The sequence below is a fragment of the Chitinophaga sancti genome, assembly GCF_034424315.1.
GTDB classification, from domain to species: Bacteria; Bacteroidota; Bacteroidia; order Chitinophagales; family Chitinophagaceae; genus Chitinophaga; species Chitinophaga sancti.
Genome location: NZ_CP139972.1, coordinates 5,991,548 through 6,016,919, shown reverse-complemented (window position 1 = coordinate 6,016,919; position 25,372 = coordinate 5,991,548). Strand labels below are relative to the sequence as shown.

At 45.3% G+C, this 25,372-nt stretch carries 25 protein-coding genes; 15 read left to right on the top strand and 10 right to left on the bottom strand.

The features are described from left to right. The first annotated feature begins 232 nt into the window (after window positions 1–232). Window positions 233–1,783, top strand: a complete 1,551-nt coding sequence (locus tag U0033_RS23590) for an SUMF1/EgtB/PvdO family nonheme iron enzyme (protein ID WP_072364079.1) — start codon at window positions 233–235, stop codon at window positions 1,781–1,783. 117 nt (window positions 1,784–1,900) lie between these two features. Here the strand turns inward: U0033_RS23590 and bcp are convergent, their stop codons facing one another. Continuing rightward, entirely contained in the window at window positions 1,901–2,362 is a 462-nt protein-coding gene (bcp, locus tag U0033_RS23585) for a thioredoxin-dependent thiol peroxidase (protein WP_072364080.1), read from the bottom strand. After that, window positions 2,359–4,047 carry a peptidoglycan DD-metalloendopeptidase family protein gene (locus U0033_RS23580; RefSeq protein ID WP_072364081.1) on the bottom strand — a complete coding sequence of 563 codons (1,689 nt, stop codon included), beginning with the start codon at window positions 4,045–4,047 and terminating at the stop codon, window positions 2,359–2,361. Before U0033_RS23580 ends, bcp begins: the two co-directional genes overlap by 4 nt. 122 nt (window positions 4,048–4,169) lie before the next feature. Here U0033_RS23580 and U0033_RS23575 point away from each other — a divergent pair, with 122 nt between their 5' ends. Both U0033_RS23575 and U0033_RS23570 read left to right on the top strand, forming a co-directional pair. Beyond that, on the top strand, window positions 4,170–5,222 hold the full coding sequence (locus U0033_RS23575) for a sensor histidine kinase (protein WP_072364082.1): 1,053 nt from the start codon (window positions 4,170–4,172) through the stop codon (window positions 5,220–5,222). Next, complete coding sequence (locus tag U0033_RS23570) at window positions 5,219–5,911, top strand: LytR/AlgR family response regulator transcription factor (protein WP_072364083.1); 693 nt, start codon at window positions 5,219–5,221, stop codon at window positions 5,909–5,911. Before U0033_RS23575 ends, U0033_RS23570 begins: the two co-directional genes overlap by 4 nt. Window positions 5,912–5,966: 55 nt before the next feature. Here U0033_RS23570 and U0033_RS23565 read toward each other — a convergent pair whose 3' ends face one another. The 4 genes from U0033_RS23565 to U0033_RS23550 all read right to left on the bottom strand — a co-directional run bounded on the left by U0033_RS23565 (window position 5,967) and on the right by U0033_RS23550 (window position 8,861). After that, window positions 5,967–6,764 (bottom strand): TerC family protein, encoded by a 798-nt coding sequence (locus tag U0033_RS23565; protein ID WP_072364084.1) that lies wholly within the window; start codon window positions 6,762–6,764, stop codon window positions 5,967–5,969. Window positions 6,765–6,898: 134 nt separating this feature from the next. Beyond that, window positions 6,899–7,456: a TerD family protein gene (locus U0033_RS23560; RefSeq protein WP_072364085.1), complete on the bottom strand. Its 558-nt coding sequence runs from the start codon at window positions 7,454–7,456 to the stop codon at window positions 6,899–6,901. A gap of 8 nt (window positions 7,457–7,464) precedes the next feature. Continuing rightward, on the bottom strand, window positions 7,465–8,190 hold the full coding sequence (locus U0033_RS23555) for an HAD family hydrolase (protein WP_072364086.1): 726 nt from the start codon (window positions 8,188–8,190) through the stop codon (window positions 7,465–7,467). Next, window positions 8,187–8,861, bottom strand: coding sequence for a TerD family protein (locus U0033_RS23550; protein WP_072364087.1), 675 nt, complete (start codon window positions 8,859–8,861; stop codon window positions 8,187–8,189). The genes U0033_RS23555 and U0033_RS23550 overlap by 4 nt, the downstream gene beginning before the upstream one ends. Window positions 8,862–9,077: 216 nt before the next feature. On the opposite strand from U0033_RS23550, the gene U0033_RS23545 reads away from it, so the two are divergent. From U0033_RS23545 to U0033_RS23510, 8 genes are all read left to right on the top strand, one after another. Further along, a complete protein-coding gene (locus U0033_RS23545) occupies window positions 9,078–9,995 on the top strand; it encodes an ATP-binding cassette domain-containing protein (RefSeq protein WP_072364088.1) in 918 nt (305 codons plus the stop codon). Window positions 9,996–10,009: 14 nt separating this feature from the next. Next, window positions 10,010–11,302 (top strand): phosphopyruvate hydratase, encoded by a 1,293-nt coding sequence (gene eno / locus U0033_RS23540; RefSeq protein ID WP_072364089.1) that lies wholly within the window; start codon window positions 10,010–10,012, stop codon window positions 11,300–11,302. Between the two features lie 191 nt (window positions 11,303–11,493). Beyond that, window positions 11,494–11,763: an FtsB family cell division protein gene (locus tag U0033_RS23535; RefSeq protein ID WP_245801838.1), complete on the top strand. Its 270-nt coding sequence runs from the start codon at window positions 11,494–11,496 to the stop codon at window positions 11,761–11,763. Window positions 11,764–11,994: 231 nt separating this feature from the next. After that, complete coding sequence (locus U0033_RS23530) at window positions 11,995–12,144, top strand: hypothetical protein (protein ID WP_218164084.1); 150 nt, start codon at window positions 11,995–11,997, stop codon at window positions 12,142–12,144. A 55-nt stretch (window positions 12,145–12,199) separates the two neighbouring features. Next, window positions 12,200–12,847, top strand: coding sequence for an endonuclease III (gene nth / locus U0033_RS23525; RefSeq protein WP_072364092.1), 648 nt, complete (start codon window positions 12,200–12,202; stop codon window positions 12,845–12,847). A gap of 6 nt (window positions 12,848–12,853) precedes the next feature. Next, window positions 12,854–13,567 (top strand): YqjF family protein, encoded by a 714-nt coding sequence (locus U0033_RS23520; protein ID WP_072364093.1) that lies wholly within the window; start codon window positions 12,854–12,856, stop codon window positions 13,565–13,567. 136 nt (window positions 13,568–13,703) lie between these two features. Next, window positions 13,704–14,930: an MFS transporter gene (locus U0033_RS23515; protein ID WP_072364094.1), complete on the top strand. Its 1,227-nt coding sequence runs from the start codon at window positions 13,704–13,706 to the stop codon at window positions 14,928–14,930. Window positions 14,931–14,932: 2 nt separating this feature from the next. After that, entirely contained in the window at window positions 14,933–16,126 is a 1,194-nt protein-coding gene (locus U0033_RS23510) for a Gfo/Idh/MocA family protein (RefSeq protein ID WP_072364095.1), read from the top strand. A 42-nt stretch (window positions 16,127–16,168) separates the two neighbouring features. Here the strand turns inward: U0033_RS23510 and U0033_RS23505 are convergent, their stop codons facing one another. Together U0033_RS23505 and U0033_RS23500 are read right to left on the bottom strand one after the other, a co-directional pair. Further along, the gene (locus tag U0033_RS23505; RefSeq protein WP_072364096.1) at window positions 16,169–16,750 is read right to left on the bottom strand and encodes a DUF6134 family protein; all 582 of its coding nucleotides are present in this window, start codon (window positions 16,748–16,750) and stop codon (window positions 16,169–16,171) included. A gap of 93 nt (window positions 16,751–16,843) precedes the next feature. Continuing rightward, a complete protein-coding gene (locus tag U0033_RS23500; protein ID WP_072364097.1) occupies window positions 16,844–18,691 on the bottom strand; it encodes a 2-oxoacid:acceptor oxidoreductase subunit alpha in 1,848 nt (615 codons plus the stop codon). A gap of 335 nt (window positions 18,692–19,026) precedes the next feature. Here U0033_RS23500 and U0033_RS23495 point away from each other — a divergent pair, with 335 nt between their 5' ends. From U0033_RS23495 to U0033_RS23480, 4 genes are all read left to right on the top strand, one after another. Next, entirely contained in the window at window positions 19,027–19,767 is a 741-nt protein-coding gene (locus tag U0033_RS23495; RefSeq protein WP_072364098.1) for a Bax inhibitor-1/YccA family protein, read from the top strand. A gap of 215 nt (window positions 19,768–19,982) precedes the next feature. Continuing rightward, window positions 19,983–20,294, top strand: a complete 312-nt coding sequence (locus tag U0033_RS23490; protein ID WP_072364099.1) for a peptidase associated/transthyretin-like domain-containing protein — start codon at window positions 19,983–19,985, stop codon at window positions 20,292–20,294. 181 nt (window positions 20,295–20,475) lie between these two features. Further along, window positions 20,476–21,150: an RNA polymerase sigma factor gene (locus U0033_RS23485; protein ID WP_072364100.1), complete on the top strand. Its 675-nt coding sequence runs from the start codon at window positions 20,476–20,478 to the stop codon at window positions 21,148–21,150. 5 nt (window positions 21,151–21,155) lie between these two features. After that, window positions 21,156–22,133 (top strand): FecR family protein, encoded by a 978-nt coding sequence (locus U0033_RS23480; protein WP_072364101.1) that lies wholly within the window; start codon window positions 21,156–21,158, stop codon window positions 22,131–22,133. Window positions 22,134–22,186: 53 nt separating this feature from the next. Here U0033_RS23480 and U0033_RS23475 read toward each other — a convergent pair whose 3' ends face one another. Both U0033_RS23475 and kynU read right to left on the bottom strand, forming a co-directional pair. Continuing rightward, entirely contained in the window at window positions 22,187–23,524 is a 1,338-nt protein-coding gene (locus tag U0033_RS23475) for a 2'-5' RNA ligase family protein (RefSeq protein ID WP_322518439.1), read from the bottom strand. A gap of 21 nt (window positions 23,525–23,545) precedes the next feature. Then, complete coding sequence (gene kynU / locus U0033_RS23470; RefSeq protein WP_072365690.1) at window positions 23,546–24,802, bottom strand: kynureninase; 1,257 nt, start codon at window positions 24,800–24,802, stop codon at window positions 23,546–23,548. Between the last annotated feature and the right edge of the window lie 570 nt (window positions 24,803–25,372).

The following is a 25,372-nucleotide window of genomic DNA, read 5'->3' as shown; positions in this document are numbered from 1 at the left end:
CGTATATTAGTATACCGAATGGAAAAACCTGGTGAACAGAAGCACTGAAAGGGACGCAGATAATATTAAAATAATACGTATGCCATCCCTCCCATGAAAATACAAAGCATTGATTTAAAACATCATACGGCTAATTATAACGCAAAGCCTTACAGATTAATTATTTTTACTATAAAATAAAATGTGCTAAATTTGCGTTTACCATAAATATCAAATAATAAAGTTGAATCGCATGCATAGATTAACCTCTGTCTCATTCCTCTTAGGCGCCAGTGTCATGCTGTCAATGACTGCCTGTAATAAGAATGGCGGCGGGGCCTTCAGTAAAAAGAAGGATAAATCCACCGCTACCGGCTGGAACTACAATGACCCAAAGATGGGTGGTTTCAGTGTGGCAAAAAATAAAGATCAGCAAACTGGCCCTGGTCTTGTATTCGTACAGGGTGGTACCTTTGCCATGGGGGCAACCGAGCAGGACGTAATGGCTGACTGGAATAACATTCCACGTCGTATCACTGTATCATCTTTCTATATAGATGAATCAGAGGTAGCCAATGTACACTATCGCGAGTATCTGCATTGGTTACGTCGCATGTACAATGAGTCTTTCCCGAATGTTTATCGCCAGGCTTTACCGGATACTCTGGTATGGCGTAGCGAGCTGGCTTACAACGAGCCGCTGGTAGAATATTATTTCCGTCACCCTGCCTATAACGATTATCCGGTAGTAGGTGTGAACTGGAAACAAGCTGTTGACTACTGTAAATGGCGTTCTAACCGTGTGAATGAGAAGCTGTTGATCGAAAAAGGACTGCTGTCTAAAACAGATATGAACAATCAGGCTGATGATAATACTTTCGACACTAAGTCTTACACGGCTGGTCTGTATGAAGGTATTCCCGGCAAGATGACAAAACAAACCAAAGAACAGTTCAGAAACTCTGATGGTTCTCCACGTACTGCACAGTTTGAAGACGGTGTAATGTTACCAAACTACCGCCTCCCAACAGAAGCTGAGTGGGAATATGCGGCACTGGGTTACATTGGTCAGAACCCTGGTCCTTCCAAGAAAGAAGGTAAACGTGGTGAGGAGTTGATCATGAACAAACAGGTGTATTCCTGGGGTACCAACAACAGCGGTTTGAGAGATATCCGCCGTGGTGCATGGCAAGGTCAGTTCCTGGCTAACTTCAAACGTGGTTCCGGTGATAACATGGGTATGGCCGGTGGTCTGAATGACCGTGCGTCTATCCCTGGTCCGATTACTGCTTACTTCCCGAACACTTTCGGTATCTATAATATGTCTGGTAACGTGAGCGAGTGGGTACTTGACGTATATCGTCCGCTGAACCCGATCGACGGTGATGACTTCAACTACTTCCGTGGTAACAAGTTCCAGACTACCTATATGAATGGCGAAAATGAGCCTGAAAAGGATAGCCTGGGTCACCTGAAAATGCGTGATGTAACTGATGAGGAAAGTGCTAACCGTCTGAACTACCAGAAAGGTGATGTGATCAACTACCTGGATGGTGATACCCTGTCACAGGTTGAGTATGGTTATGGTGTAACTTCCCTGATCAACGATAAGTCTCACGTAGTGAAGGGTGGTAGCTGGAATGACCGTGCTTATTGGCTGTCTCCTGGTACACGTCGTTACATGCAGGAAGATATGGCGACTAACACTGTTGGTTTCCGTTGTGCAATGGACCGTGTAGGTAGCCCTGAGGGTAATAAGTTTAAGACAGGTAACCTGTTCAAGAAACAACGTCAGAAGAGATAGTTTCGACTTAAATAAATAGTAATGAATAAGCCGCGGTCTACGACCGCGGCTTATTCATTTTATGGATGCTCCTGTTTTTTATGAGCGCTCCTGCGGAGGCTTTAAAAACACCGGGATCTACTTCCAAATTTCGAGGATCTCTTCTGTGTGGTTTTTGGTATCTGGTTTTGAGATGATCTTATCTATCACCCCATTCTCATTGATGAGGAAAGTAGTTCGGTGAGTGCCGTCATAAACTTTGCCCATGAATTTCTTTTCACCCCATACCCCGTATTGTTCTACGATCTTTCTATCCTCATCTGCCAGTAATGGAAAAGGCAAGTCATATTTCTCTGCGAATTTCTGATGGCTTTTTTCTCCATCTGTACTTACGCCGACTACTGCATAACCTTTTTGCAGTAAAGCGGTGTAATTGTCACGGAGATTACATGCCTGTGCTGTACATCCCGGTGTCATATCCTTCGGATAGAAATACAATATCACTTTCTTTCCTTTCAGATCAGACAGGGATACTTTATTCCCTGACTGATCGAGCCCTTTAAATACCGGGGCTTTATCTCCTTCTTTCAAATGTGTCATCTTGTAAATTTAAATGTATACACCGATGCATTACCGGCTAAATCAGTAACAGTTAATACCAGTGTATGGTTGCCTGCAGGACAATGATTATCGAAGTTATATGTCAGCACATTGCTACGGCGGGAGAACATCAGCCATTTACCGTCCAGCTCTGCCCGATAGCTCTTAATGCCATTTGCATCGCTCATCGCAAAGGACAGTTTACCTGCCTTAGACAGGTTCGCGCCACTTTTTAATCCACCGATAATGGTGATCTTAGGTGCGATCGTATCTACTGCGAGGCGGAAGTTGCCGAACTCCCTGAACTTACCTACATACCAGCCATTGTCGATGGTGGTTCCGGTAATGGTTTCGCCCAGTCCTTCCCTAACCATCACCACCTTGTTCGCCAGGTTTGCCGGCAATGGTTTTACTGGTTTCAGGCGAAGATTGAAAGGTGTGTGCACAGGTACTAATGGGGTATGCAGGCGATACGCAGGGAAACCACCCTTGCCATCCAGTTCTGCATAATTGAAACAGATCTTGTCGTATAGTGCGGTTTCATCTAAATAAAACTCCACCTGGTTGTTTTCAAAGATATTCCTGGATTCAGCATACATGGTATTCGCGCAGGGAGCTTCTTTATCCGGCTCACCACTTTGCTGCAATGTCAGTTTCACCACGCTGGTATTGCCATAGGCATCCTTTACCTGCATCTTCGCAGGGTGGGGCTTCCCATCGGAAAGATCCAGTACCCCATCGCCCTGCATATCCTGGTAGATGCTCAGCTTGTTGCCCGGTTCGGTAAATAAGAGCTGGATCCATGGACCACCGCTCTTCTTCGTTTTATAGTCAATATGTGCATTGATGTACAGTGACTCATCAAAGCCAATATTGTCGATGGTAAAACTGGTATTAGGCACATCTTCATCAAACAGTACCACCTGGTAGATACCGTAGGTATTTGGTGCTGTAGGACTCATCTTATCAACAGCTGTCAGCCCCAGCCCTACACTGGCAGCTCTTACTTTTACTACGGGGGTAGTGGTTATGTATTCACTGCCTACTTTCTTTACAGGCAGGATGATGGGAGATTGATCATAGATGCTCCTTTCCATATCGTAGATCGCAATGCGGGATACGACAGGTGCGGTAGCATCTGCTATGTCGAAACCGAATAATAACGGATTCAGTCCGTGTTCTGATTGTGTACTTCTGATCTCGAAGTGTACGTGTGGACCTGCGGAACCTCCGGTATTACCACTCCATGCAATGAGCTCTCCTTTCTTTACGGGAAACTTACCGGCAGGGATCTTCAGATCCTGTACCCAGCTTTCTGCGGAGTATTGCTGTTGCTTTACGTATTCTTCCAATGCGGGGAAGAAACGATTCAGGTGACCATATACGGTAGTATACCCATTGGGGTGGGTGATGTATACTACATTACCATAGCCGGTATGCGACACCCCGATGCGGCTTACATAACCATCAGCGGCGGCATGTACCAGCAGGTTTTCCCTTTGCTGGGTTTTGATGTCAAGACCTGCGTGGAAATGATTAGGGCGGAGTTCGCCAAAGTTACCCGCCAGTTGGATAGGTATATCCAGTGGATTGCGGAAATACCCACGAGGATAATTTTTCTCTGGTAATTGCGCATGTAACAGCTGCGGCAAGAGGATGCAAAGTCCAAGGATTCGTTTGATCATGTTACAAAAATAAGAATAAGCATCAAACGATTGCTTTCAGCTTCAGCAAAAGGAATTTTTGACCAGGTGCATGAGCCTGCAGGCCGCTGAAAAGGAGGGATATTCCCTTATATTTGTAATACATGGCTCCAGCATTTACAGGCGATAAAATAAGACAGCTATTGATACACATAGCCGGCTGCGTTACCTTCCTGGCGCTGCCTATCGTCTTTTCGCCTGATGCCAGCAACTTATACGATCTGCTACGTTTTCCCCCGGCCATGCGGGATTTCATTGTATATGTGCTGTTGCTGCTGTTCTTCTATTTTAATTTCTTCTGGCTCATACCTACATTTTATTTCCGCAGAAAGTATGTCAGCTTTTTTGCACTGGCTATCGTCTGTTTTGGATTGATCGTATTACTGCCAAATGCATTGATTGTGGGCGATAATGTATTTCATCAGGGGCCTCCCCCACCGCATTTCAGCATGCCTCCGGAGCCCCGCAAACATTTCATTCTGGTAGACATGGGGCACCAGATTTTTCTTTTTCTGGCTGTATTCTTTTTCTCCTTGATTGTGAAAATTCGCAATCGATGGAAACAAGCAGAACAGGAAAAACTCAATGCGGAATTATCTTACCTGAAAGCACAGATCAATCCGCATTTTCTTTTCAATGTGCTCAATAGTATTTATTCGCTGGCAGTTGTAAAATCTGACGAAACGCCGACCGCTGTCGTCAAGCTATCAGGCATGATGCGTTATGTGCTCAATGATGCCGGCCATCATATGGTGCCAGTGTCCAGGGAGATTGATTATATCCGCGACTATATTGAATTGCAGCGGATCCGTTTTGGCACTTCTCTGCCATTGACATTTACAGTTAAGGGCGGGCCTTCGGGTCAGCTGATTGCACCGCTGATCCTGATCTCTTTTGTCGAAAACGCTTTTAAGTATGGCATCAATGCAGCAGAAGATGCGGCTATTGAAATAGACATCAGTATAGACGAGCAGTTATTGCAGTTTCATGTATTCAACAAAAAAGTGACCTTCAATGATATTCCTGCTGCCAGCAGTGGCCTGGGTATAGAGAATACCAGAAAACGCCTGGAACTCCTGTATCCTGGCCGTCATACACTGGATATCAGGGATGCTGCCGATCACTTTTCCGTTTCACTCACTTTGCAACTTATATGATCATACAAGCTATTGCCATAGATGATGAATTGCCGGCACTCACGCTGATCTCGAACTTTTGTGAGCGGATTGATTTTATACGCCTGCAACAAACTTTCAATAAGCCGGAAGAGGCCCTGCAATATATTCAGCAATCTCCTGCAGATCTTCTATTTCTCGATATCAACATGCCGGGTATGCCAGGCACTGATCTATACAAATCCATCACTCAACAACCCATGGTGATCTTCACCACTGCACATAGTGAATATGCGGTGGAAGGCTTCAACCTGAATGCGGTGGATTACCTGCTGAAACCCTTTACCTTCGAGCGTTTTCAACAGGCTGTACAAAAGGCACAGGCACAGCTGCAATACCAGCAAAGCCTGCAAAAAAATGAACAGCAACAATTAGTTTTACGGGTGGATTATGGATTAACAAGGATTGAGCTGAAGGATATACTTTTTATTGAAGGGCTGGACGACTATCTGAAAATTCATCTGCATAATCAACCACCACTGGTAATACGGATGACAATGAAAGTGATGTCAGAAAAACTACCTGCACATTCCTTTGTACGGGTACACAGATCGTATATAGTTCCTTTGTCAAAGATTGACCAGGTAAGGAATAAAACGATTTTGATAGGCACACAGGAAATCCCTGTTGGCAATAGTTACGAGGCTAATTTTCATGCGCGGTTTAAATAGAAAAAGGCGCATCTTCCGACACGCCTTTTTCTGGTTCGATCAATTTATTCGCTAATTATTTATGTTCTCCTATTTTATGCGGCTTAGGATATTTAAATAATGTACTTGTCAGGATAGGAATAACAAAGATGCTTACGGTAATTATAGAAGTAGCCCAGTCAGCTTCGTGGCTACCCAGGAACGTTGCAAATGCCTCACCTTGAAAGAAGTGCTCATATACTGCCAGCAGCAGTTTGATACCCAGTACGCCGATCACGAGGAAAGCGGCAGTTTCCAGGAAAGGATATTTCTCCATCAGTCTTACGAAACCCTGCGCTACAAATCGCATGGCCAGGATACCGATGAATACACCCGTCCAAACCAACACTATATTTTTGCTGAATGCCACAGCTGCAAAAACGTTATCCAGGGAGAAAGCCAGGTCCATTACTTCCACCACAGCTACAGTAGCCCAGAATGGGCCCATCCAGCCGATCGTATGTTTGTAAAACCAGTTCTGTGATTTATCTACTGCTTCAGGTGCTTCATTTTCTTCAGCCTGTTTTTTCTTTGCAGCTTTTTCTTTGAAGTAATTCAAAGTCAGGTATAAGAGGTAAGCGCCACCAATTGGTTTCAGCCACCAGAATTGAATGAGGAAAGCGGCGAATGCCAGGCAGATACCACGGAATACATAAGCGCCGACGATACCATATTTTAAAGCTCTGTTACGATCTTTCTGAGGGAGGTCCATTACCATTGTAGCCAATACAGCTGCGTTATCCACGGATAACAAACTTTCAATAATGATAAGGTTCCCGATTACCAATAGGGAAGGGATGGGATTATTAATGATCTCCTGGATAAATTCAGTCATGTTGCAAGTCGGTTTAATTTTCGCTTTTAGGTGTGTAAAACTAACAGGTTTATTTGAGCCGTACAAGTGTTCCAAAAAAATCGCTGATACCTGCGCAGCATCAGCGATTCCCAGAATTTTAAAGAATCCGGTGCTTATCCGGCATAACGGTCTACGTATTCCTGCAGGCCTCCGCGCTGGCCGGCACCAACGGCTTCGAAGCGCCAGCGGTTCTCTCTCTTATAGATCCGGCCGAACTCTACGGCGGTTTCTATAGAGAAATCTTCTCCCAGCTCATAGCGCAGGATCTCCTGGTTCGAGTTTGCATCGTAGATCCTGATAAAGCTGTTACGCACTTGTCCGAAGTTCTGCTTGCGGGTAACTGCATCGTGGATTGTCACCACTACACACAGTTCCTGTATGGCGGGATTGATTACTGAAAGGTCAACTGACAGGGTCTCATCATCTCCATCACCAGCGCCTGTACGATTATCGCCAGAATGCTTTACAGACTTATCCGGCGATTCCAGGTTATTATAAAATACAAAATATTCGTCAGCGGGTATCTTCCTGTTATTTCCCAGCATGAATACGGAAGCATCCAGGTCAAACTCAGACCCGGAGTGTGATTCATTTACATCCCAGCCCAGTCCGATGGTGAATTTCGGTAATGCCAGGTCTGCTCTTTCACCTTTTTGCAGATTGATTGCCATAATGGATTTTATTTTGCATGATCAAAAGCCGCGAGCTGTAATAGCTGATCCAGCGGCTGCTTATCGAATGTTGTCAGGGAGGCGCTCATTCCGGCATTGGAAGCCCCTTCTACATCTGCCAGCGGATTATCGCCCAGGTGCCAGATCTGCGCCGGGGATAATACTGCGCCATGCAGGTAGCGGGCTTTTTCCAGCAGTTGTGCAAAGAACTGTGGTGCCGGTTTGGAATGCCCGGTTTCATCTGAATACAACTGGAACGAAAAATATTGCGCCCATCCGAATCGTTCCATGATGCTACGCAATGCGGCCCCCTGTATGAAACCGGTATTGCTCAGCAAGCTGATGGTGCGGCCGGTAGCCCTGATATTGGCAAACAGTGTATTCAGATTATTATATAAGGGAACAGGCGGATACTGTGTCCACAGCTCTTCCAGTGTTGCATAACAACCTGTGAGTTGTTCCGCTGTTATTCCTTTTACGTCTCTGCCTAATTTATGCAGGCATAAGAGGTAAATTTCGAAGGTGTGCACATTCCTGCCCGTCACTTCGTTCATATTATTTACCAGTACATCTACTTCCCGGATCGCCGCTTCCACGGTAGCCGGGGAATGCTCGCTCAGCCGGAAATATTTACGAAACCCTTCCGCACGTAGCTGCTTGTAGGCGGGGTTAGAGCGAATGAGTGTCATCCATACATCCAGTGAGATGTGCCTGATATTTTCTATCGCGATCAATACACGTAGTTTTTCAGAATTTCGACGAAACTGTCATTCGGTTTAGGTTCACCGAGTGCCCTGAACTTCCAGGTACCATCCTTACGGTATACTTCGGCGAAGATCATACCCTGCATATTATTATAGGCTGCATCACCTGAAAGGCTGAAGCGGGCTATTTCTTTACCATTTTTATCTACAGCGCGGATAAAGGCGTTTTCCACCATTCCGAAGTGTTGATTGCGCTGGCGCCCCTGGTAAATAGTAACCAGGAAAAGAATCTTGTCGTACTTCTGATCCAGGCTATCCAGTTTTACGATGATTTGTTCATCATCTCCGTCACCGGCGCCGGTACGGTTATCGCCAGTGAGCCAGATATGCCCTGAGGGATGTTGCTGGCTATTGAAGAAGATCACATCGCCCTGGTGCAGGCTGATGTTACGGCCATCATTTGTCCGAATTGTCCTACCCAGATCTGCCACTTTTCCATTCTTGTCCAGGAGGAATGCGATTGCATCCAAGTCATATTCTTCTTCTTTACTGCCACCTAGCAGTTTCCCAAAAAATCCGCCAGCTCCCGATTTGCGGATATCCCATCCTAATCCAATTGTTACAGCTGACAGATCGAAGCTTTCTCCTTTGTCATTCTTGCGCAGGTCAATGGTTTGTCCCTTTACTAAATTAATTGCCATTTTAATTCCCGGGTATTTGGTTTATACAATGTGCCTGTGAATATAAAGCATTCGCAGGTATTTTAGGTTTATGTACTGCTTCATTTTCGAATTTTACAACAGCCGCAGGTCATTCGGAACCAGAATGAGGCATTAACTATGTTTATGTTACGTTAAAATGGGGCTATACAAATTATTAATTTCCGTACTTTAGCCCCGCCAAACCGGAAAAACCTAATGTCAATCATAGTCAAACAACTCAGCAAAGTCTACGGAGAGCAACAGGCAGTCAGCGATATTTCCTTTACGCTGGGTAAGGGAGAGGTAGTTGGTTTTCTGGGGCCGAATGGTGCGGGAAAGAGTACTACCATGAAAATGCTCACTGGTTATGTACCCATCACCAGTGGTGAGGCCAGTGTATGTGGGTTCAATGTAGCTACGCATCCGCTGGAAGTTCGTAAGCGGGTAGGTTACCTGCCTGAAGCCAATCCTTTGTACCTGGATATGTATGTCCGGGAATTCCTAAGTTTTATGGCGCAGGTACACCAGCTGGGCAGTAACAGTCAGCGCAGGATTGACGAAATCATTGAGTTGACGGGATTGACACCAGAGGTAAGTAAAAAAATACAGTCACTTTCCAAAGGATACAAGCAGCGTGTAGGCCTGGCCCAGGCGCTGATCCATGACCCGGAGGTGCTGATCCTGGATGAGCCTACGAACGGGTTTGACCCCAACCAGCTGGACGTGATCAGGGATGTGGTGAGGAATTTGGGTAAGGAAAAGACCATTGTACTCAGTACCCACATCATGCAGGAGGTAGAGGCGATGTGTAACAGGGTCATCATTATCAACAAAGGGAAAATTGTGGCTGACGATTCTCTGGCTAATTTGCAACAAGAAGGTGCAGATAATGGTTATATCCAAGTGAGCTTTGGTGGCCTGGGTCCGGATGAGACAGAGCTATTGTCAATCGGTGGTGTGACTCACGTCAGGCAAACAGATGCGCATGGCTGGCAATTATACACCAATGAACTGGAAATTGTGCGAAAAAACCTACTACAATTTGCTTTGATAAATAACAGGAACATACTTTCTTTGCATAGCAATTCTCAAAGTCTGGAAACTATCTTCAGGGAATTGACGAATAAAATTTAAAACAACTTATAACAATGAGTACCATTTCAGCAATCCATGCCAGGCAAATTCTTGATAGCCGTGGTAATCCGACAGTAGAGGTAGATGTAACAACAGAAGACGGTAACTTTGGCCGTGCCGCTGTACCTTCAGGTGCTTCCACTGGTAAGCACGAAGCGGTAGAGCTGCGTGACAATGATAAATCTGTTTACATGGGTAGAGGCGTTTTGCAGGCAGTAGCTAACATCAACGACATTATCGCTGAGGAACTGATAGGATGGGAAGTATCTGACCAGGCCGGTATCGACAAATATCTGATCGAACTGGATGGTACTGAAAATAAAGGTAAACTGGGAGCAAACGCTACCCTGGCTGTATCTATGGCTGTAGCTAAAGCTGCTGCTGAACAGGCTGAACTGCCTTTATACCGTTACCTGGGTGGTGTAGCTGCTGTTACCCTGCCAGTTCCCCTGATGAACATCATCAACGGTGGCGTTCACGCTGACAACAAGATTGATTTCCAGGAATTTATGATCGTTCCTTTCGGCGCACCTTCTTTCTCTGAAGCACTGCGTTGGGGTACTGAAGTATTCCACCACCTGAAGTCTGTACTGAAGAAAAAAGGTTACAGCACTAACGTAGGTGACGAAGGTGGTTTCGCTCCGGATATCCAGAGTAACGAAGAAGCTATCGAAACTGTACTGCTGGCTATCGAAGCAGCTGGTTACAAACCAGGTGAGCAGATCGGTATCGCACTGGATGCTGCAAGCAGCGAAATGTTCAACGACGCTGACAAAACTTACAAATTCTACAAAAGCTCCGGCAAAGTGATCAGCAGCGATGAAATGGTTGCTTTCTGGGCTGAATGGTGCAAAAAATATCCTATCGTTTCTATCGAAGACGGTATGGCTGAAGACGACTGGGCTGGCTGGAAAAAACTGACTGATGCTGTAGGTGATAAAGTACAGCTGGTTGGTGATGACCTGTTCGTAACTAACGTTAAACGTCTGAAAACCGGTATCGACGAATCTATCGCTAACAGCATCCTGGTCAAGGTTAACCAGATCGGTACTGTTACTGAAACTATCGATGCTGTAAACATGGCGCACAAAGCTGGGTTCACTTCTATCATGTCTCACCGTTCCGGCGAAACTGAAGACGTTACCATCGCTGACCTGGCAGTAGCCCTGAACTGTGGTCAGATCAAAACCGGTTCTGCTTCCCGTACTGATCGTATGGCGAAATACAACCAGTTACTGCGTATCGAAGAAGAACTGGATACTACCGCTTATTTTCCGGGAAAATCCATTAAATTTGGTAAGAAGTAATCTCTCTCACAACTGGAGTTCGTGCAAGTGATTTTATTACATAATTGCCGAGTTTTCATTAGTGGTCAATATTCCGGGTTTTGATTTACGTCAAAACCCGGATTTTTTTTGGTATGGCATGAATTCTGTACCTTTCCGTTCCGATGCCAGACATGATATCTAAAATAAAGTCCATAAAGATACCAGTGTATATGCGAAATAAATATTTCGTGTCAGCAGCTGCATTTGTAATATGGCTCGCATTTATAGATAGCAAGAACTTCATCTCACAGTACGAACTGAGCTCAGAAGTGAATAAACTGGAAAGTCAGAAATCCTTCTTTATGGAGGAAATTGTAAAAACCCGCAAAGAACAGGAAGAATTATTGTCCAGCCCTGACAAACTGGAGAAATTTGCCCGCGAAAAATACCTCATGAAGAAAGACGATGAGGACCTTTTTATCTTCACTGAAGAACAATAACAGTCTCAACTATTCAAAGCCGCTATCGTCACGCTTCTCTACCTTACCGCCCATCCCTTCCTTCTCTTATCTTTCGAAATATTTCGTTTATTTTGACAATACATTCTGCATAATCTCCGTTATACTGTTATGAATTAATCATTTGTATTAAAACTTATTTGCATGGGGAATTCTACACAACTATTTTCTACTTTTCTTTCTGTTACTGATAGCGCAAATAAATTGCACAAAATGGATAATCAAGATCCCGAACTTTCCCGCGAAGAACAAATTTGCCTGAACCAAACCCGCAAAGCGCTGGACAACATTATTTATTCACCCAGACCTGAGACTATCAGAGCGATTGCTGAATACGCGAAGAAGACCCAGCCGACTAAATAAGAGGCCCTTTCAGCACCTTTAATTTTGAGACCTTTTTTGCCATACCTTTACAGGTATGACAAAGAAAGAGCGGTTTGCCTTTGTACTCAACTATTTCGAGCAACATGCTCCCAATGCGGAGACTGAACTGCTCTACGATAATCCTTATCAATTATTGGTGGCCGTCATCCTGTCTGCGCAATGTACAGACAAAAGGGTGAATATGACTACACCGGCTATCTTCAAAAAGTACCCGGATGCAGAGAGTATGAGCCACGCCACGTTCGATGAGTTATTTCCTCTGATCCGCAGCATCAGCTATCCTAATAACAAGACGAAACACCTGATCGGAATGGCTAAGATGTTGATGGAAGACTTTAACGGAGAGATACCAGATTCCGTATCTGAGCTGATCAAACTACCGGGGGTGGGCCGGAAGACTGCCAATGTAATTACTTCTGTTGTACATCATCAGCCTAATATGGCTGTAGATACACATGTGTTTCGCGTATCAGCGCGCGTAGGACTGACGACGAATGCCAAAACTCCTTTGCAGACGGAGCTGCAATTACTGAAATATATTCCTGAAGAGAAAGTGCATATTGCACATCACTGGCTCATCCTGCATGGCCGGTATATATGTATTGCCAGAAGCCCCAAATGTGGGGAATGTGGCATCAGGCCTGCCTGTAAATATTATAAAACGCTGATAAAAGGACAATAACCGCTTATGCAAAACCCCTTTCTTGCCGCTGAATGGCGCAACCTGCTCATGATCAATTTTCAGGCAGATCCTGCTGTACTGAAGGCGTATGTACCTTATCGCACGGAACTGGATACCTGGAATGATAACCATTATGTAAGTCTTGTGGGATTTATGTTTCAGAATACCCGGGTAATGGGCTTCTCTATCCCTTTTCACAGGCATTTTGAGGAAGTGAATTTAAGGTTCTACGTGCGGTATAAGGATGGGGCAACCTGGAAAAGAGGCGTTGTTTTTATTAAAGAGCTGGTGCCTAAACGTGCCATCACTTTTGTTGCAAATACAATCTATAAAGAGAAATACGCTACGCACCCCATGCGGCACAGATGGTCACCTTCTGACGAAGCGCTGGAGGTGAGTTATGAATGGAAAGCAGGTGCACACTGGAACCACCTTACAGCTAAAGCAGAGGTAGCACCCCAACCGATAACAGCCGGTAGTGAAGCGGCATTTATCACAGATCATTACTGGGGTTATACCCATATGGGTGCGGAAAAAACCGGGGAATACCAGGTCACCCATCCACAGTGGAAAACACATGGTATGATTGATTATAGCTACCAGGTAGATACCGCAGCCCTGTATGGAAATGATTTTGTGCCCATGCTGAGTGAGCCGCCAATATCCGCATTGCTGGCAGAGGGCTCGGAAATTACAGTATTGCCAAAAAGGATTTTATAATTATAGCAGGCCACTGAGTAAAAAACACGCTTCCGCCGCAGGTAGAAGCGTGTTTTTTATTGCCTATTGCAATTTCGGTTATATTTTACTTATCTTATACGGGTAAAAACTCGTCATCGTTAAGTATTAAATCGTTATGAAAGTAAGCACCGTTATCCGGCTATCCGTTATGATGTTCCTGGAATTCTTTATCTGGGGGGCATGGTTTGTTACATTAGGAACCTATTTAAGCGCGAACCTTCATGCATCCGGTATCGCCACTGCCAATGTATTCTCCACCCAGTCATACGGCGCTATTATCGCTCCTTTTATTATCGGTATGATCGCCGATAAGTTCTTCAATGCGGAGCGCATCCTGGGCATACTGCACCTGGCAGGCGCGTTCCTGATGTTCCAGATGTTCCGTTCAGAAGATGTAAGCGTGTTCTATCCGTATGTATTTGCTTACATGGTTCTCTTCATGCCCACGCTCGCACTGGTCAATTCCGTTTCATTCCGCCAGATGACCAATCCTGAAAAACAATTCTCCGTGATCCGCATGTTTGGTACCATCGGCTGGATTATAGCGGGTGTACTGGTGTCTGTATTTGCCTGGGATACCAAAGAAGGCGTTTCTGAAGGAATGCTGAAGAACACTTTTGCCATGGCTGGTATCGCCTCTGTGATCCTGGGAATTTACAGTTTTAGTCTCCCAAAGACACCGCCTATTAAGGACAAAAATCAGAAAGAAAGTATTGGTGAAATTTTAGGTCTCGACGCCATCCGCTTGCTGAAGAATGGAAACTTCTTAGTATTCTTTATCTCCTCTATTCTGATCTGTATTCCACTGGCATTCTATTATCAGAACGCACACCGTTTCTTCGAAGAAATGAAGATGCCGCATGTGACACTGATGATGACGATCGGTCAGCTTTCTGAAACTTTCCTGATCCTGCTGATTCCTGTATTCTTCAGAAAATATGGTTTCAAAAAAACCATCATGGCAGGTATGCTGGCATGGGCTATCCGCTATGCATTGTTTGCTTATGGTGATGCCAACGGTCTCCTGTTCATGCTGATCCTCGGTATCGCACTGCATGGTATCTGTTATGATTTCTTCTTTGTGTCTGGTCAGATCTATACGGATGCACAGGCAGGTGAGAAATATAAGAGTGCGGCACAGGGGCTGATCACACTCGCTACCTATGGGGTAGGTATGCTGATCGGCTTCTGGGTAGCAGGTATTATTTCTGATCATTACAAAGATCTGCCTTTAGCAGAATCCTGGCGCCGTGTATGGATTATTCCTGCCGGTATCGCGCTGGCAGTATGTTTCATCTTCCTCGTATTGTTTAAGGAAAAACAAACCAAACCCGCTTTGTAAGTATGCAACGTATTTCCATGTTAGGTTCAGGCTTTATAGGCCGATTCTATGCTGATTCCCTGCTGGGGCAGCGTAGCCGTGATAAGATTGTTAGTATTTATTCCCGCAGGGAAGAGACTGCACAGAAGTTCGCCGCAGACTACCAGGTTCCTCACTGGACAACGGATATAGAGGCATCCATTGCTCATCCTGATGTGGATGTAGTATGTATCTCTTTGCCCAATAACCTCCATGAGGTAGCGGTATTGCTTTGTTGTAAACATAAGAAAGGGGTGATCTGCACAAAGCCACTTGGCCGTAATGCAGCGGAGGCCAAACGCATGCTGGAAGCTGTAGAAAAAGCAGGCATCTTCAATGGTTACCTCGAAGATCTCGTATATACACCCAAATTCCTGAAAGCACTGGATAGTGTGAAGAACGGAGCACTGGGCAAAATACTCTGGGCCAAATCCAGAGAAACACATCCCGGCCCACACAGCGAATGGTTCTGGGATAAGGAACAGGCAGGTGGTGGCTGTATCCTGGACCTGGGGTGCCACTGCGTGGAAATAGCCCGGTCATTTATCGGTAAAGACATTAAACCAGTAGAAGTGATGTGCTGGGCCGATACACAGGTAAAACCGATCGATGCCGAAGACCATGCCATTGGATTAGTAAAATATGAAAATGGGGCCATCGGTCAGTTCGAAGTGAGCTGGACTTTCAGAGGTGGTTTAGACCTGCGCGACGAAGTGATGGGAACAGAAGGCACTATCTGGATCAACAATTTTCTGCGTACAGGTTTTGACATGTTCACCACCGGTAAGGGAGCTGATTATGTAGCGGAAAAAGCGGAAAGCAACAGCGGATGGTTATTTCCTGTGGGCGATGAACTGAATGACCTGGGCTACAACCATATGTTCACCGATATGTTTGCAGCAATGGAACAGAACAGGGCACCACAGGAATCGTTCTACGACGGCTATGTGGTGAATGCGATTCTGGATGCTGCCTATCGCAGTGCTGATTCCAGACAATGGGAACCGGTGAAACTGGAGATCTGGAGAGGCCGAGAGAATGTGGGGAAGGATGTGTCACAGCAGGAATATGATGCACAATACTATCTTGTAAAAGAAGAAATGACACATTATGGTACGAAGAAGTTGATCCTGAAAGACAAAGTGAGCGGCGCTATAATTGAAAAAGTTATAGACTAAGGTTTCTGCGGCGGGTCGCTTGTGCTGACCTGCCGCTCTTTTTTAACTTATTTTCACCACCAGTGCTTTTCCGAAAGCCTGCGGTATCTCCACTTGCACCAAAGTACCTTTTTCGTATTTATATACGTTCTTTTTGCCCTCTGGCAGGGTCAGCTCATATAACCCATTCCCTAATGATTTGAGTGGCAGGAAGGCCCCCTGTAGTTCTGAAAATATGCTGGTGATGTGATGCGGTTCGAAGAAATATAATTCCGATACGGTATGTACGATATCTGTGTTGTTCAGTACTGATCGTTCCCCATTATGGTTGATGCTGTAATTTTTCCCATCTCTTTTGGTCACGCTGTACTTGTTGTCTCCCTCCTTTCCTGTGGTGCGCTTTGCATTCGCAAGTACAAGTACATTGTTATCGTAATCACAATCAATATTGAGGTTGAATCTGGCAAGAGGTTTCATATCGACATTACTCTGGATGGCAATTTGTCTGGCGGTGCCTGTTACTTTCTGCACAGCAGTGATATTGCCGATCACATGACTGCCATAGCGGATTTCATAACTATGTGTCTGTGCGGCTAGTGCTAAGCTGATGAACGAAAGCGATAAAAACAGTACGAGGCTTTTCATAATAAGCATTTGGCGATAAATGAATATACAAAAAAAATCCTGCCCCGGAGGACAGGATCTTTTGTCAATATGCTAGTTAGCTGATTATCATTACTACAGCATCTCCCTGATTTTATTAACCAGTTCGCTTTTAGTGATAGGTACACCCATGATCTTATTATAACCCTGTGCATCGATCAGGAATTGCTCACGAATAATCTTGATGAGCTGCCCGTTGTTGATTTCAGGAATCAATACTTTATCATAGTTGTGCAGGATCTCACCCAGGTTCTTAGGGAAAGGACGCAGGTAGCGGATGTGTGCATGCGCTACTTCGTGGCCTTCTGCCAGCAGTTCCAGTACAGCGCTCTTGATAGCACCATAAGTAGAACCCCAGCCCAGTACCAGTACTTTACCCTTTTCAGGACCCAGTTCTATTGTCTGAGGAGGAATGTGATCTGCGATCTTGTCAACTTTTTCCTGGCGGATGCGCACCATTACCTGGTGGTTTTCAGGATCGTAGCTAACGTTACCGGTGATGTTCTGTTTTTCCAGGCCACCGATACGGTGTTCCAGGCCAGGGGTACCAGGCACTGCCCAGGGGCGCACCAGGTTTTCATCACGGTGATAAGGGAGGTAGGTATCCTCACCTTCTTCCAGTACAGTTTTGAACTTCACCGGAATTGGTTTAAGGTCGTCAGCCTTCGGGAAACGCCATGGTTCAGCACCATTTGCGATATAACCATCACTCAGCAGGATCACAGGGGTCATGTGTGCGATGGAAAGACGGAATGCTTCATAAGCCGCATCGAAACAGTCAGATGGTGTAGATGCGGAGATCACTGGCATCGGACATTCGCCATTACGACCATAATATGCCTGTAAGAGGTCAGATTGTTCTGTTTTGGTAGGCAGACCTGTGGAAGGACCGCCACGCTGAACGTTAATGATCAGCAGCGGGATCTCCAACATTACTGCCAGACCGATGGCTTCGCCTTTCAGTGCCATACCAGGACCAGAGGTGGTTGTTACCCCCATATGGCCACCGTAGGATGCACCAATGGCGGAAGCAATACCTGCTATTTCATCTTCAGCCTGGAAGGTGCGGATATTGAAGTTTTTGTAACGGCTCAGCTCATGCAGGATATCAGATGCGGGTGTAATTGGGTAGGTACCCAGGAACAGGGGCAGGTTTGCCTTCTGACTGGCGGCGATGAGGCCGTAAGACAGGGCAGTGTTACCTGTGATGCTGCGGTAGGTACCGGGCTCCATTCTCGCTTTTTCCACACGGTAGCGGGTGGTAAAGGCTTCTACGGTATCGCCCAGGTTATAACCTGCTCTCAGCGCTTTCAGGTTGCTATCTAAGATTTCGGGTTTCTTACCGAATTTCTCGTTGAGGAAGTTTTCAGTGCTTTCCAGGCTACGGTCGTACAACCAGTAGAGGAATCCAAGCACGAACATATTCTTGGCCCTGTCCTTTTCTTTCATACCCAGGGTACTTTCCTTGAGCGCTTCACGCGTCATCTTGGTCACGTCCATGGTATGAAGCTGGTAATTCACCAGGGAACCATCTTCGAGTGGGTTTACACCGTCAGGGTAGTTGGCCAGGCGCAGGTTTTTTGAATCAAAACCGTCAGTATTTGCGATGATGATACCGCCTTTCTTAAGGGATTTGAGGTTGGCTTTCAGCGCAGCTGCGTTCATAGCCACCAGTACATCACAGGCATCACCAGGGGTAAATATACGGTTGGAGGAGAAATGGAGCTGGAATCCGCTCACACCGGCCAGGGTACCCTGTGGGGCACGGATTTCGGCCGGGAAGTCAGGAAAAGTGCTGAGGTCATTACCCACGAGGGCTGTATTATTGGAAAACTGAGTTCCCGTCAACTGCATACCGTCACCACTATCCCCAGCGAACTTGATCACGACATCCTCTATCTGTTGAACCGAAGTATTTGACATTTAAGATCTTATTTAACGAAGATATTTTTTCAGGCTGTAAATTTAACGATTCGGAGGGTAGTATTTACTGTTTTAAATCATATTACTTTCCGATGGCTGAATTTTAACAAAAGTACACAAACTCAGTAGACTTTGTCTGATCGCCAGCATAGCTAAAAGTTATGAACCATAACTTTTAGTAATAGATCATGGGGTTAGCTAAATTTTCAACCCGGTGGCTATTGGGGTGTTTAAAGGAAAACCTGTGACTACCGGAGTTTAACAACGAATTCGCATTTGGTTTACGATAATTATGAGTGAAAATCGTAATTTAGCTGACAAATTATTAAAACATCATGGCATTATTCCAACCCAATAATCCTGTCCTGAATGAGAAGACATTTAGGGAAGCTGCCCTGAAATCTACAGACAACTCAATGACTGTTAAGGGTACTGCCAATAAGACTGCGTTTCTTTTAGCCCTGGTAATCTGTGCGGCTGTTTACTCCTGGGGAGTACTTGCAAGAGAGGGCAACATTATGCCATTCCTGCTTATAGGAGGTATCGGTGGCTTCGTACTGGCTATTATTATTAGTTTTAAGAAAGAATGGGCACCATATCTGTCACCTGCTTATGCACTGGCAGAAGGTTTATTTCTCGGTGTGATCTCCGCTTTGGTTGCTAATTTCTATAATGGTATTGTAATGCAGGCTGTAGGTCTGACATTATGTACTGCCATTGCAATGCTGGTATTGTACAAAACCGGTGTGCTCCGTGCAACTGCAAAGTTCCGTGCTATTGTATATACAGCGACTGCAGGTATTGCAGTGTTCTACCTGATTGCACTGGTACTGCGTCTTTTCTCTATTGATATTCCTTTCCTGCACCAAGGTGGCACAGTAGGTATTATCTTTTCACTGGTAGTAGTTGCGATTGCTGCGCTGAACCTAATCCTGAACTTTGATATGATTGAGCAGGGTACTGCCCAGGGTATGCCTAAGTATTTTGAGTGGTATGCTGCGTTTGGTCTGCTGGTGGTATTGGTATGGTTATATCTGGAGATACTGCAACTGCTGTTAAAATTAAATAGAAGATAGTTTATTCTTAATAAGCCAAAAATAAAAGCTCCTGCCTTCGGCAGGAGCTTTTATTTTTAGGGAACGTTATGATGCTGCATTGGTAAGTGCAGCATCTATAACGTTTATAGCGGGCTCTTGTAACCCACACCTAAAGTAATGTTAAAGCATTTGAACCCTTTCCCCTTGGCATGCTAATTGATTTTACTTACACAACCATATTAATTGAAACGACCATGAAAAAGATAATGTTAGTCCTAGCTATAGCCGTGACAGGTGCGTTTGCCTTCAGGACAAGTGATGAAGGAAGTATCTCAGGAAAGATAACGCCTGCAGATGGCGCAACAACAGCATGGGCGATTATAGGAACAGATACTTTAAAGGCTCCTGTGAATGATGGAACATTTTCATTGCAACAGGCCAAAGCCGGCACATATACTGTGATCGTGACTGCCAAAAGTCCATTCCAGGATGTGACTATCGCAAATGTGAGAGTAGAAGATGGCAAGGCAACCGATCTGGGCGAAATTAAACTGGCAGAAAAATAATTTAAGATAGCAATAGTTGGTTTTCATAGGGGTTAATCAAAAAGCCGGTTCCATACTTCAGTATGGCCGGCTCCATTTTTTTTAGGGGAGCGCCCGCTCCCTTTTTTATTTTCTCTCCACATAGGGGTATCAGCAGTGACAGCCGTTATCTATAATATCACAGCAAATCTAATTGTCACATATGCAAGCTGTACTCAGGACATTTTCCAGTACTGTTTCTTCCTATACGAAAGGGAATACGGACAAAGGTTATTTTTGTACCATGCCGGAAAATGCTGCATTGCAAAAATTATTACGGGAAAATGAACAGTTGTTCATGGAAACACTGTTCAGGAATTGGTTTCCCTTTGTCTGCAAGACGATCTACCGCATTGTTCAGGACACTGCCACTGCGGAAGACCTTGCACAGGATGTATTTATTAAGATCTGGAATCGCCGGGCTGAACTACAGGAAGTCTATTTTAAGGCTTACCTGCACAAAGCCGCGATCAATATGGCACTGGATTATGTTGATAAACAAAAGCGAAGAGGAGTACATATGGAATTGGGTGAACAGCATGAACCGGTTCGGGTGGAGAACCCTGGCACAGGCATGAGCCTGCAGCAGACCACCCGCCATATTCAGCAGGCGGTAGACAAGCTGCCCGAAAAGTGCAGGGAGATTTTTATACTTAGCCGATATGAAGAACTATCATACAAGGAGATTGCTACTACACTGAATATCTCTGTAAAAACAGTGGAGAACCAAATGGTAACAGCTCTTAAAAAACTACGAATTTCCCTGCAGGACTATTTGCAGGTGACTATCCTGTTCATAGCAGGAGCGGCGCTTTATCCTTTACTTTTACAATGTTGACATGTATGTCTGAGCAATTTGAAAATATTGATACGCTGATCGTACGCTCGCTGGAGGATTCACTCTCCCCTTCTGAGCAAACCATGCTGCAAACATGGTTAGACGAAGATGCCACACATCGCCGTTACTTCGATGAGATCAGGCGCACGTGGACGATAACCGGGGAACATGATACTCACTTTATCCCTGATACAGAAGCGAACTGGCAACGCTTCAGAGAAAGTATGTATACAAATGATGCCCCCGAACTGAAGATAGTGAGTAAGCGGAATATGTACCTGCGTATTGCAGCCAGCATTACCGGTATTGCAGTAGCAACAATGCTTTACTTTACCCTGCGCGGACCGAATGAAATCACTGAGCTGACTGCAGCCAATGAGAAGAAGACAATCTCTCTGCCTGATGGAAGTAAAGTATACATGAACCAGCACAGCCGTTTACGTTATGACAAGCAACTGGCTGGTGCCGAAAGAGCAATTCACCTGGAAGGAGAGGCATTCTTTGAAGTCGCTAACGAACCGGGAAGACCATTTGTGGTGTATGCGAATGAGACACAGACACAGGTACTGGGAACTTCTTTCGATGTACGTGCATATGCTGCCACACCTGTGGAAGTTGCGGTCGTAACCGGGAAAGTAGCCGTATCACATGACGTACATAAACTGGTAGTAACACCAGGACGTAAGGTGACATTTGCTGCGGGTAAACAACCTAAAGAAGATGCAAATAATGATGCAAATTTTATAGCGTGGAAAGAGAACCGGTTTGTGTTTGATGGTATGCAGATTCGCGATGTAATTAAAACGCTGTCGGGTTACTATGGTGTGAAGATTATCGTTACAGACGAAAGCATAGACACTTTGCACCTTGAACGCTTATCGCCGGAAACGACATCACTGACAGAAATAATGAATCAGATTTCTTTTATAACAAACTCAAATTGGACAAAGGAAGGAAATACGTATAGGATCTATAGGAAATAAAAAAGAGGAAGGCAATTGCCTTCCTCTTTTCATTAGTGATAATCTTATTCCGATCACGCACCACCCAGTTTGCACTTCTGCAGTACTTCCCAGGATTTACCGTTATGACGGAGGAAATACAGGTTGTTCACTTTGAATGAAGCAGTGTATTCCTTGTTTTCGTATTCTGGCCAGGCCTTTTCGAATTGTGCATCTTCGAGGTCTTTGAAAGCCACGGTAACGTGAGGTGTGAAACCCGTACGAGCCAGCATGGTACTGAAACCGAATTCCTTACGCAGGAAGTTGATCAGTTGTCTGTGCAGGGCGCTCATGGTTTCGCTCTTTTCAACGTTGATGAACAGTACGCGGTTCTGCTTGTTCGGGAATGTACCAAAACCATTCAGGGACACTTCGAAAGGCGCCTGGGTTTTAGCAAATTCAGCCAGTTCATCGCAGAAGGCTTTTTCCAATGCCGGATCAGCTGTGAAAGGAACCTGGAGTGTGATATGCGGCAGTACTTTCAGCGCATATACAGGACCGAAGTTCTCAGCGAAATCCTGCTTTATTTTGATAATCTCTTTACCTACTTCAGCTGTAGGAAGCAGGGCAATAAAGTAGATTTTATTATCTGGTTTAGGAGTGAACGGACGTCTCATGCCGCCGCCACCTGGTCTTGGGCCTCCTCTGAAGCCACCGCCACCACCGCCGCCGCGATTGTATCCACCACCGCCGCCGCCGCGATTGTAACCACCGCCGCCACCGCCGCGATCGTATCCACCGCCGCCACCGCCGCGATTGTAACCACCGCCGCCACCGCCGCGATCGTATCCACCGCCGCCACCGCCACGATCGTAACCACCGCCGCCACCGCCGCGATTGTAACCACCGCCACCACCGCCGCGATCGTAACCACCACCACCGCCGCCGCGATTGAAACCACCGCCGCCACTGCCGCGATCGTAACCACCGCCACCACTGCCGCGATCGTAACCACCACCGCCGCCACGGTTGTAGCCGCCACCACCGCCTTCACGGTCGCCATAGCCACCGCCACGATTGTAACCACCACCGCCGCCTTCACGGTTGAAATCACGGTCTCCGCCACCACTGTAGCCACCGCCGCCGCGATCGTAACCGCCGCCACCGCCATAGCCACCGTTGTCGCGTGGACGATATCCACCGCCGCCACTATCGCGATCACCACGATTATAGCCACCGCCGCCTTCGCCGCGGTCACGGTTAAAATTAGGTCTGTCATTGTCCTGGTTATATCCACCAGGTCTGCCCTCCCTTTCATTGTTAAAATCGGGTTTGAAGTAACCGCCTGGTCTCTCCTTATTGGGATCTTGGTCTTTTTCTGCACCAGGAGGAGAGTAGGGCCTGCGGGGGCGTTCGTTTCTCTCAAAATTCATCGTACTTACTAATTAAGCGTTTTAAGCAATATTTGCTATGATTTCATAAAAATGAAATACGTCTCCATAAGAGTTATATAAGGGCGCCGGTGAAACCCGTATGACTCCGGGCTCTCGCCAGTCCACAATGATACCGGCTTCCGTCATCTTTTGTTGGATTTCTTTACCTCTGTCATGGAAAAGCAAAGATAATTGGGCGCCGCGTTCCTTACAATTTTTAGGCGTAATTATTTCAAATTTTATGTTTTCTATATGTTTTAACAGGAATTCAAGATAGTCGGTAAGTCGTATACTTTTCTCTCTCAAAGCTGCCATACCAGCTGATTCAAACAGTTCCAGCGAGGCTTTTAATGCTACCATGTTAAATACTTGTGCCGTGCTTATTTGCCAGCCTTCTGCACGGTCTTTAGGCTCAAAGCCTTTTTCCATTTTAAAACGGATGGTTTCCTCGTTGCCCCACCAGCCGCCTAATCTTGGCCGGTTCCTGTCTCGGGCATGTCTTTCATGTATAAATGCTCCACCTACTGCGCCCGGGCCTCCATTTAAATACTTATAGGAGCACCACACGGCAAAATCTACTTCCCAGTCGTGTAACTTCACAGGTACGTTTCCTACTACGTGTGCCAGGTCGAACCCGACTACAGCCCCTGCTCTATGGGCTGCTTCCGTAATGGATTGCATATTAAACAATTGGCCGGTATAATAGTTTATTCCCCCCAACAATATAAGCGCTAAGCTACTACTTTCCTGATCAATAATCTGAAAAATATCTTCCTCACTTATTAAAAATTCTCCTTCACGGGGCGCTACTTCTATTATCGCCGTTGCCGGATCCAGGCCATGCAGTTTCACCTGCGTTTCCACAGCGTACTGATCGCTGGGAAACGCACCTGCTTCCATTAATATCTTGAATCTTTCCTTTGTCGGTTTGTAAAATGTCATCATCATCAAGTGCAGATTGACAGTTAGTGTATTCATTACTGTCAGTTCCTCCTGGCTGGCACCTACTATCTCCATCATCGGCTTGCTGCAATATTGCTGATAATATAACCATGGATTCCTGGCACCCCAATACCCCTCTACTGCACATTGCTGCCAGTCTTCCAACTCCTGCATGATTGCAGGTTGTACATTCTTCGCCTGCAGACCCAGTGAATTTCCACAAAAATATATCGCATCCTTTCCATTCCGCTGTGGGAAATAAAACTGATTCCTATAGCTTTTCAATGTGTCTTTCTGGTCCTGCTCTTCGGCAAATGCCCATGATAGATCAAACATAATTCAAATTCTATTGTTTCCCGGCAGATTCTGCTTTTTAGGAACACTCTACTTAAAAAAATTGAGTATTCAATTGCCCTTTTGGTGAATTACAGAATCCGTAACGTGTACAATTTTTTAAATGGTCTATAATGCCCGTCACTATCATGCAGGACTCAATACTGCCATGCAATAGCGCCAGTTATTTCAATTATGTATCTGCTAAATTCTTTCTGTTAATTGCTAATGCTGCTTGTTAATAATATCAGTTTATTTAAAAATACCGGTTAGTCAATATTCCTTTCTGTTATCAGTATTTCCGTTTGATAATCTAGTTTTCAATAAACAAATCTATTAATCATGGGTCTTCTTCCTAAGGAAGGCACCACGCTTGTTTCACTGTCAATCAGTATTCAATATGCGATGACCGGTTTATCAATTTTTCCTCTGCCAGTTACAACTGTTATTTGACTTTATTTGTCAGTTTAATGATGTCAATTCTATAAAAACACCTGCTAATAACGGTTATTCAATAAGGCGGTTTTTTAACGATACCAGTTTTTGATACTTCTGATTTTTGCCAGTTATAAC

What these genes read in the sequence shown, in the direction of transcription:
- U0033_RS23590 (WP_072364079.1), top strand. Translation starts at nt 233, where the DNA reads ATGCATAGATTAACCTCTGTCTCATTCCTCTTAGGCGCCAGTGTCATG.
- bcp (WP_072364080.1), bottom strand. Translation starts at nt 2,362, where the DNA reads ATGACACATTTGAAAGAAGGAGATAAAGCCCCGGTATTTAAAGGGCTC.
- U0033_RS23580 (WP_072364081.1), bottom strand. Translation starts at nt 4,047, where the DNA reads ATGATCAAACGAATCCTTGGACTTTGCATCCTCTTGCCGCAGCTGTTA.
- U0033_RS23575 (WP_072364082.1), top strand. Translation starts at nt 4,170, where the DNA reads ATGGCTCCAGCATTTACAGGCGATAAAATAAGACAGCTATTGATACAC.
- U0033_RS23570 (WP_072364083.1), top strand. Translation starts at nt 5,219, where the DNA reads ATGATCATACAAGCTATTGCCATAGATGATGAATTGCCGGCACTCACG.
- U0033_RS23565 (WP_072364084.1), bottom strand. Translation starts at nt 6,764, where the DNA reads ATGACTGAATTTATCCAGGAGATCATTAATAATCCCATCCCTTCCCTA.
- U0033_RS23560 (WP_072364085.1), bottom strand. Translation starts at nt 7,456, where the DNA reads ATGGCAATCAATCTGCAAAAAGGTGAAAGAGCAGACCTGGCATTACCG.
- U0033_RS23550 (WP_072364087.1), bottom strand. Translation starts at nt 8,861, where the DNA reads ATGGCAATTAATTTAGTAAAGGGACAAACCATTGACCTGCGCAAGAAT.
- U0033_RS23545 (WP_072364088.1), top strand. Translation starts at nt 9,078, where the DNA reads ATGTCAATCATAGTCAAACAACTCAGCAAAGTCTACGGAGAGCAACAG.
- eno (WP_072364089.1), top strand. Translation starts at nt 10,010, where the DNA reads ATGAGTACCATTTCAGCAATCCATGCCAGGCAAATTCTTGATAGCCGT.
- U0033_RS23535 (WP_245801838.1), top strand. Translation starts at nt 11,494, where the DNA reads ATGCGAAATAAATATTTCGTGTCAGCAGCTGCATTTGTAATATGGCTC.
- U0033_RS23530 (WP_218164084.1), top strand. Translation starts at nt 11,995, where the DNA reads ATGGATAATCAAGATCCCGAACTTTCCCGCGAAGAACAAATTTGCCTG.
- nth (WP_072364092.1), top strand. Translation starts at nt 12,200, where the DNA reads ATGACAAAGAAAGAGCGGTTTGCCTTTGTACTCAACTATTTCGAGCAA.
- U0033_RS23520 (WP_072364093.1), top strand. Translation starts at nt 12,854, where the DNA reads ATGCAAAACCCCTTTCTTGCCGCTGAATGGCGCAACCTGCTCATGATC.
- U0033_RS23515 (WP_072364094.1), top strand. Translation starts at nt 13,704, where the DNA reads ATGAAAGTAAGCACCGTTATCCGGCTATCCGTTATGATGTTCCTGGAA.
- U0033_RS23510 (WP_072364095.1), top strand. Translation starts at nt 14,933, where the DNA reads ATGCAACGTATTTCCATGTTAGGTTCAGGCTTTATAGGCCGATTCTAT.
- U0033_RS23505 (WP_072364096.1), bottom strand. Translation starts at nt 16,750, where the DNA reads ATGAAAAGCCTCGTACTGTTTTTATCGCTTTCGTTCATCAGCTTAGCA.
- U0033_RS23500 (WP_072364097.1), bottom strand. Translation starts at nt 18,691, where the DNA reads ATGTCAAATACTTCGGTTCAACAGATAGAGGATGTCGTGATCAAGTTC.
- U0033_RS23495 (WP_072364098.1), top strand. Translation starts at nt 19,027, where the DNA reads ATGGCATTATTCCAACCCAATAATCCTGTCCTGAATGAGAAGACATTT.
- U0033_RS23490 (WP_072364099.1), top strand. Translation starts at nt 19,983, where the DNA reads ATGAAAAAGATAATGTTAGTCCTAGCTATAGCCGTGACAGGTGCGTTT.
- U0033_RS23485 (WP_072364100.1), top strand. Translation starts at nt 20,476, where the DNA reads ATGCAAGCTGTACTCAGGACATTTTCCAGTACTGTTTCTTCCTATACG.
- U0033_RS23480 (WP_072364101.1), top strand. Translation starts at nt 21,156, where the DNA reads ATGTCTGAGCAATTTGAAAATATTGATACGCTGATCGTACGCTCGCTG.
- U0033_RS23475 (WP_322518439.1), bottom strand. Translation starts at nt 23,524, where the DNA reads ATGAATTTTGAGAGAAACGAACGCCCCCGCAGGCCCTACTCTCCTCCT.
- kynU (WP_072365690.1), bottom strand. Translation starts at nt 24,802, where the DNA reads ATGTTTGATCTATCATGGGCATTTGCCGAAGAGCAGGACCAGAAAGAC.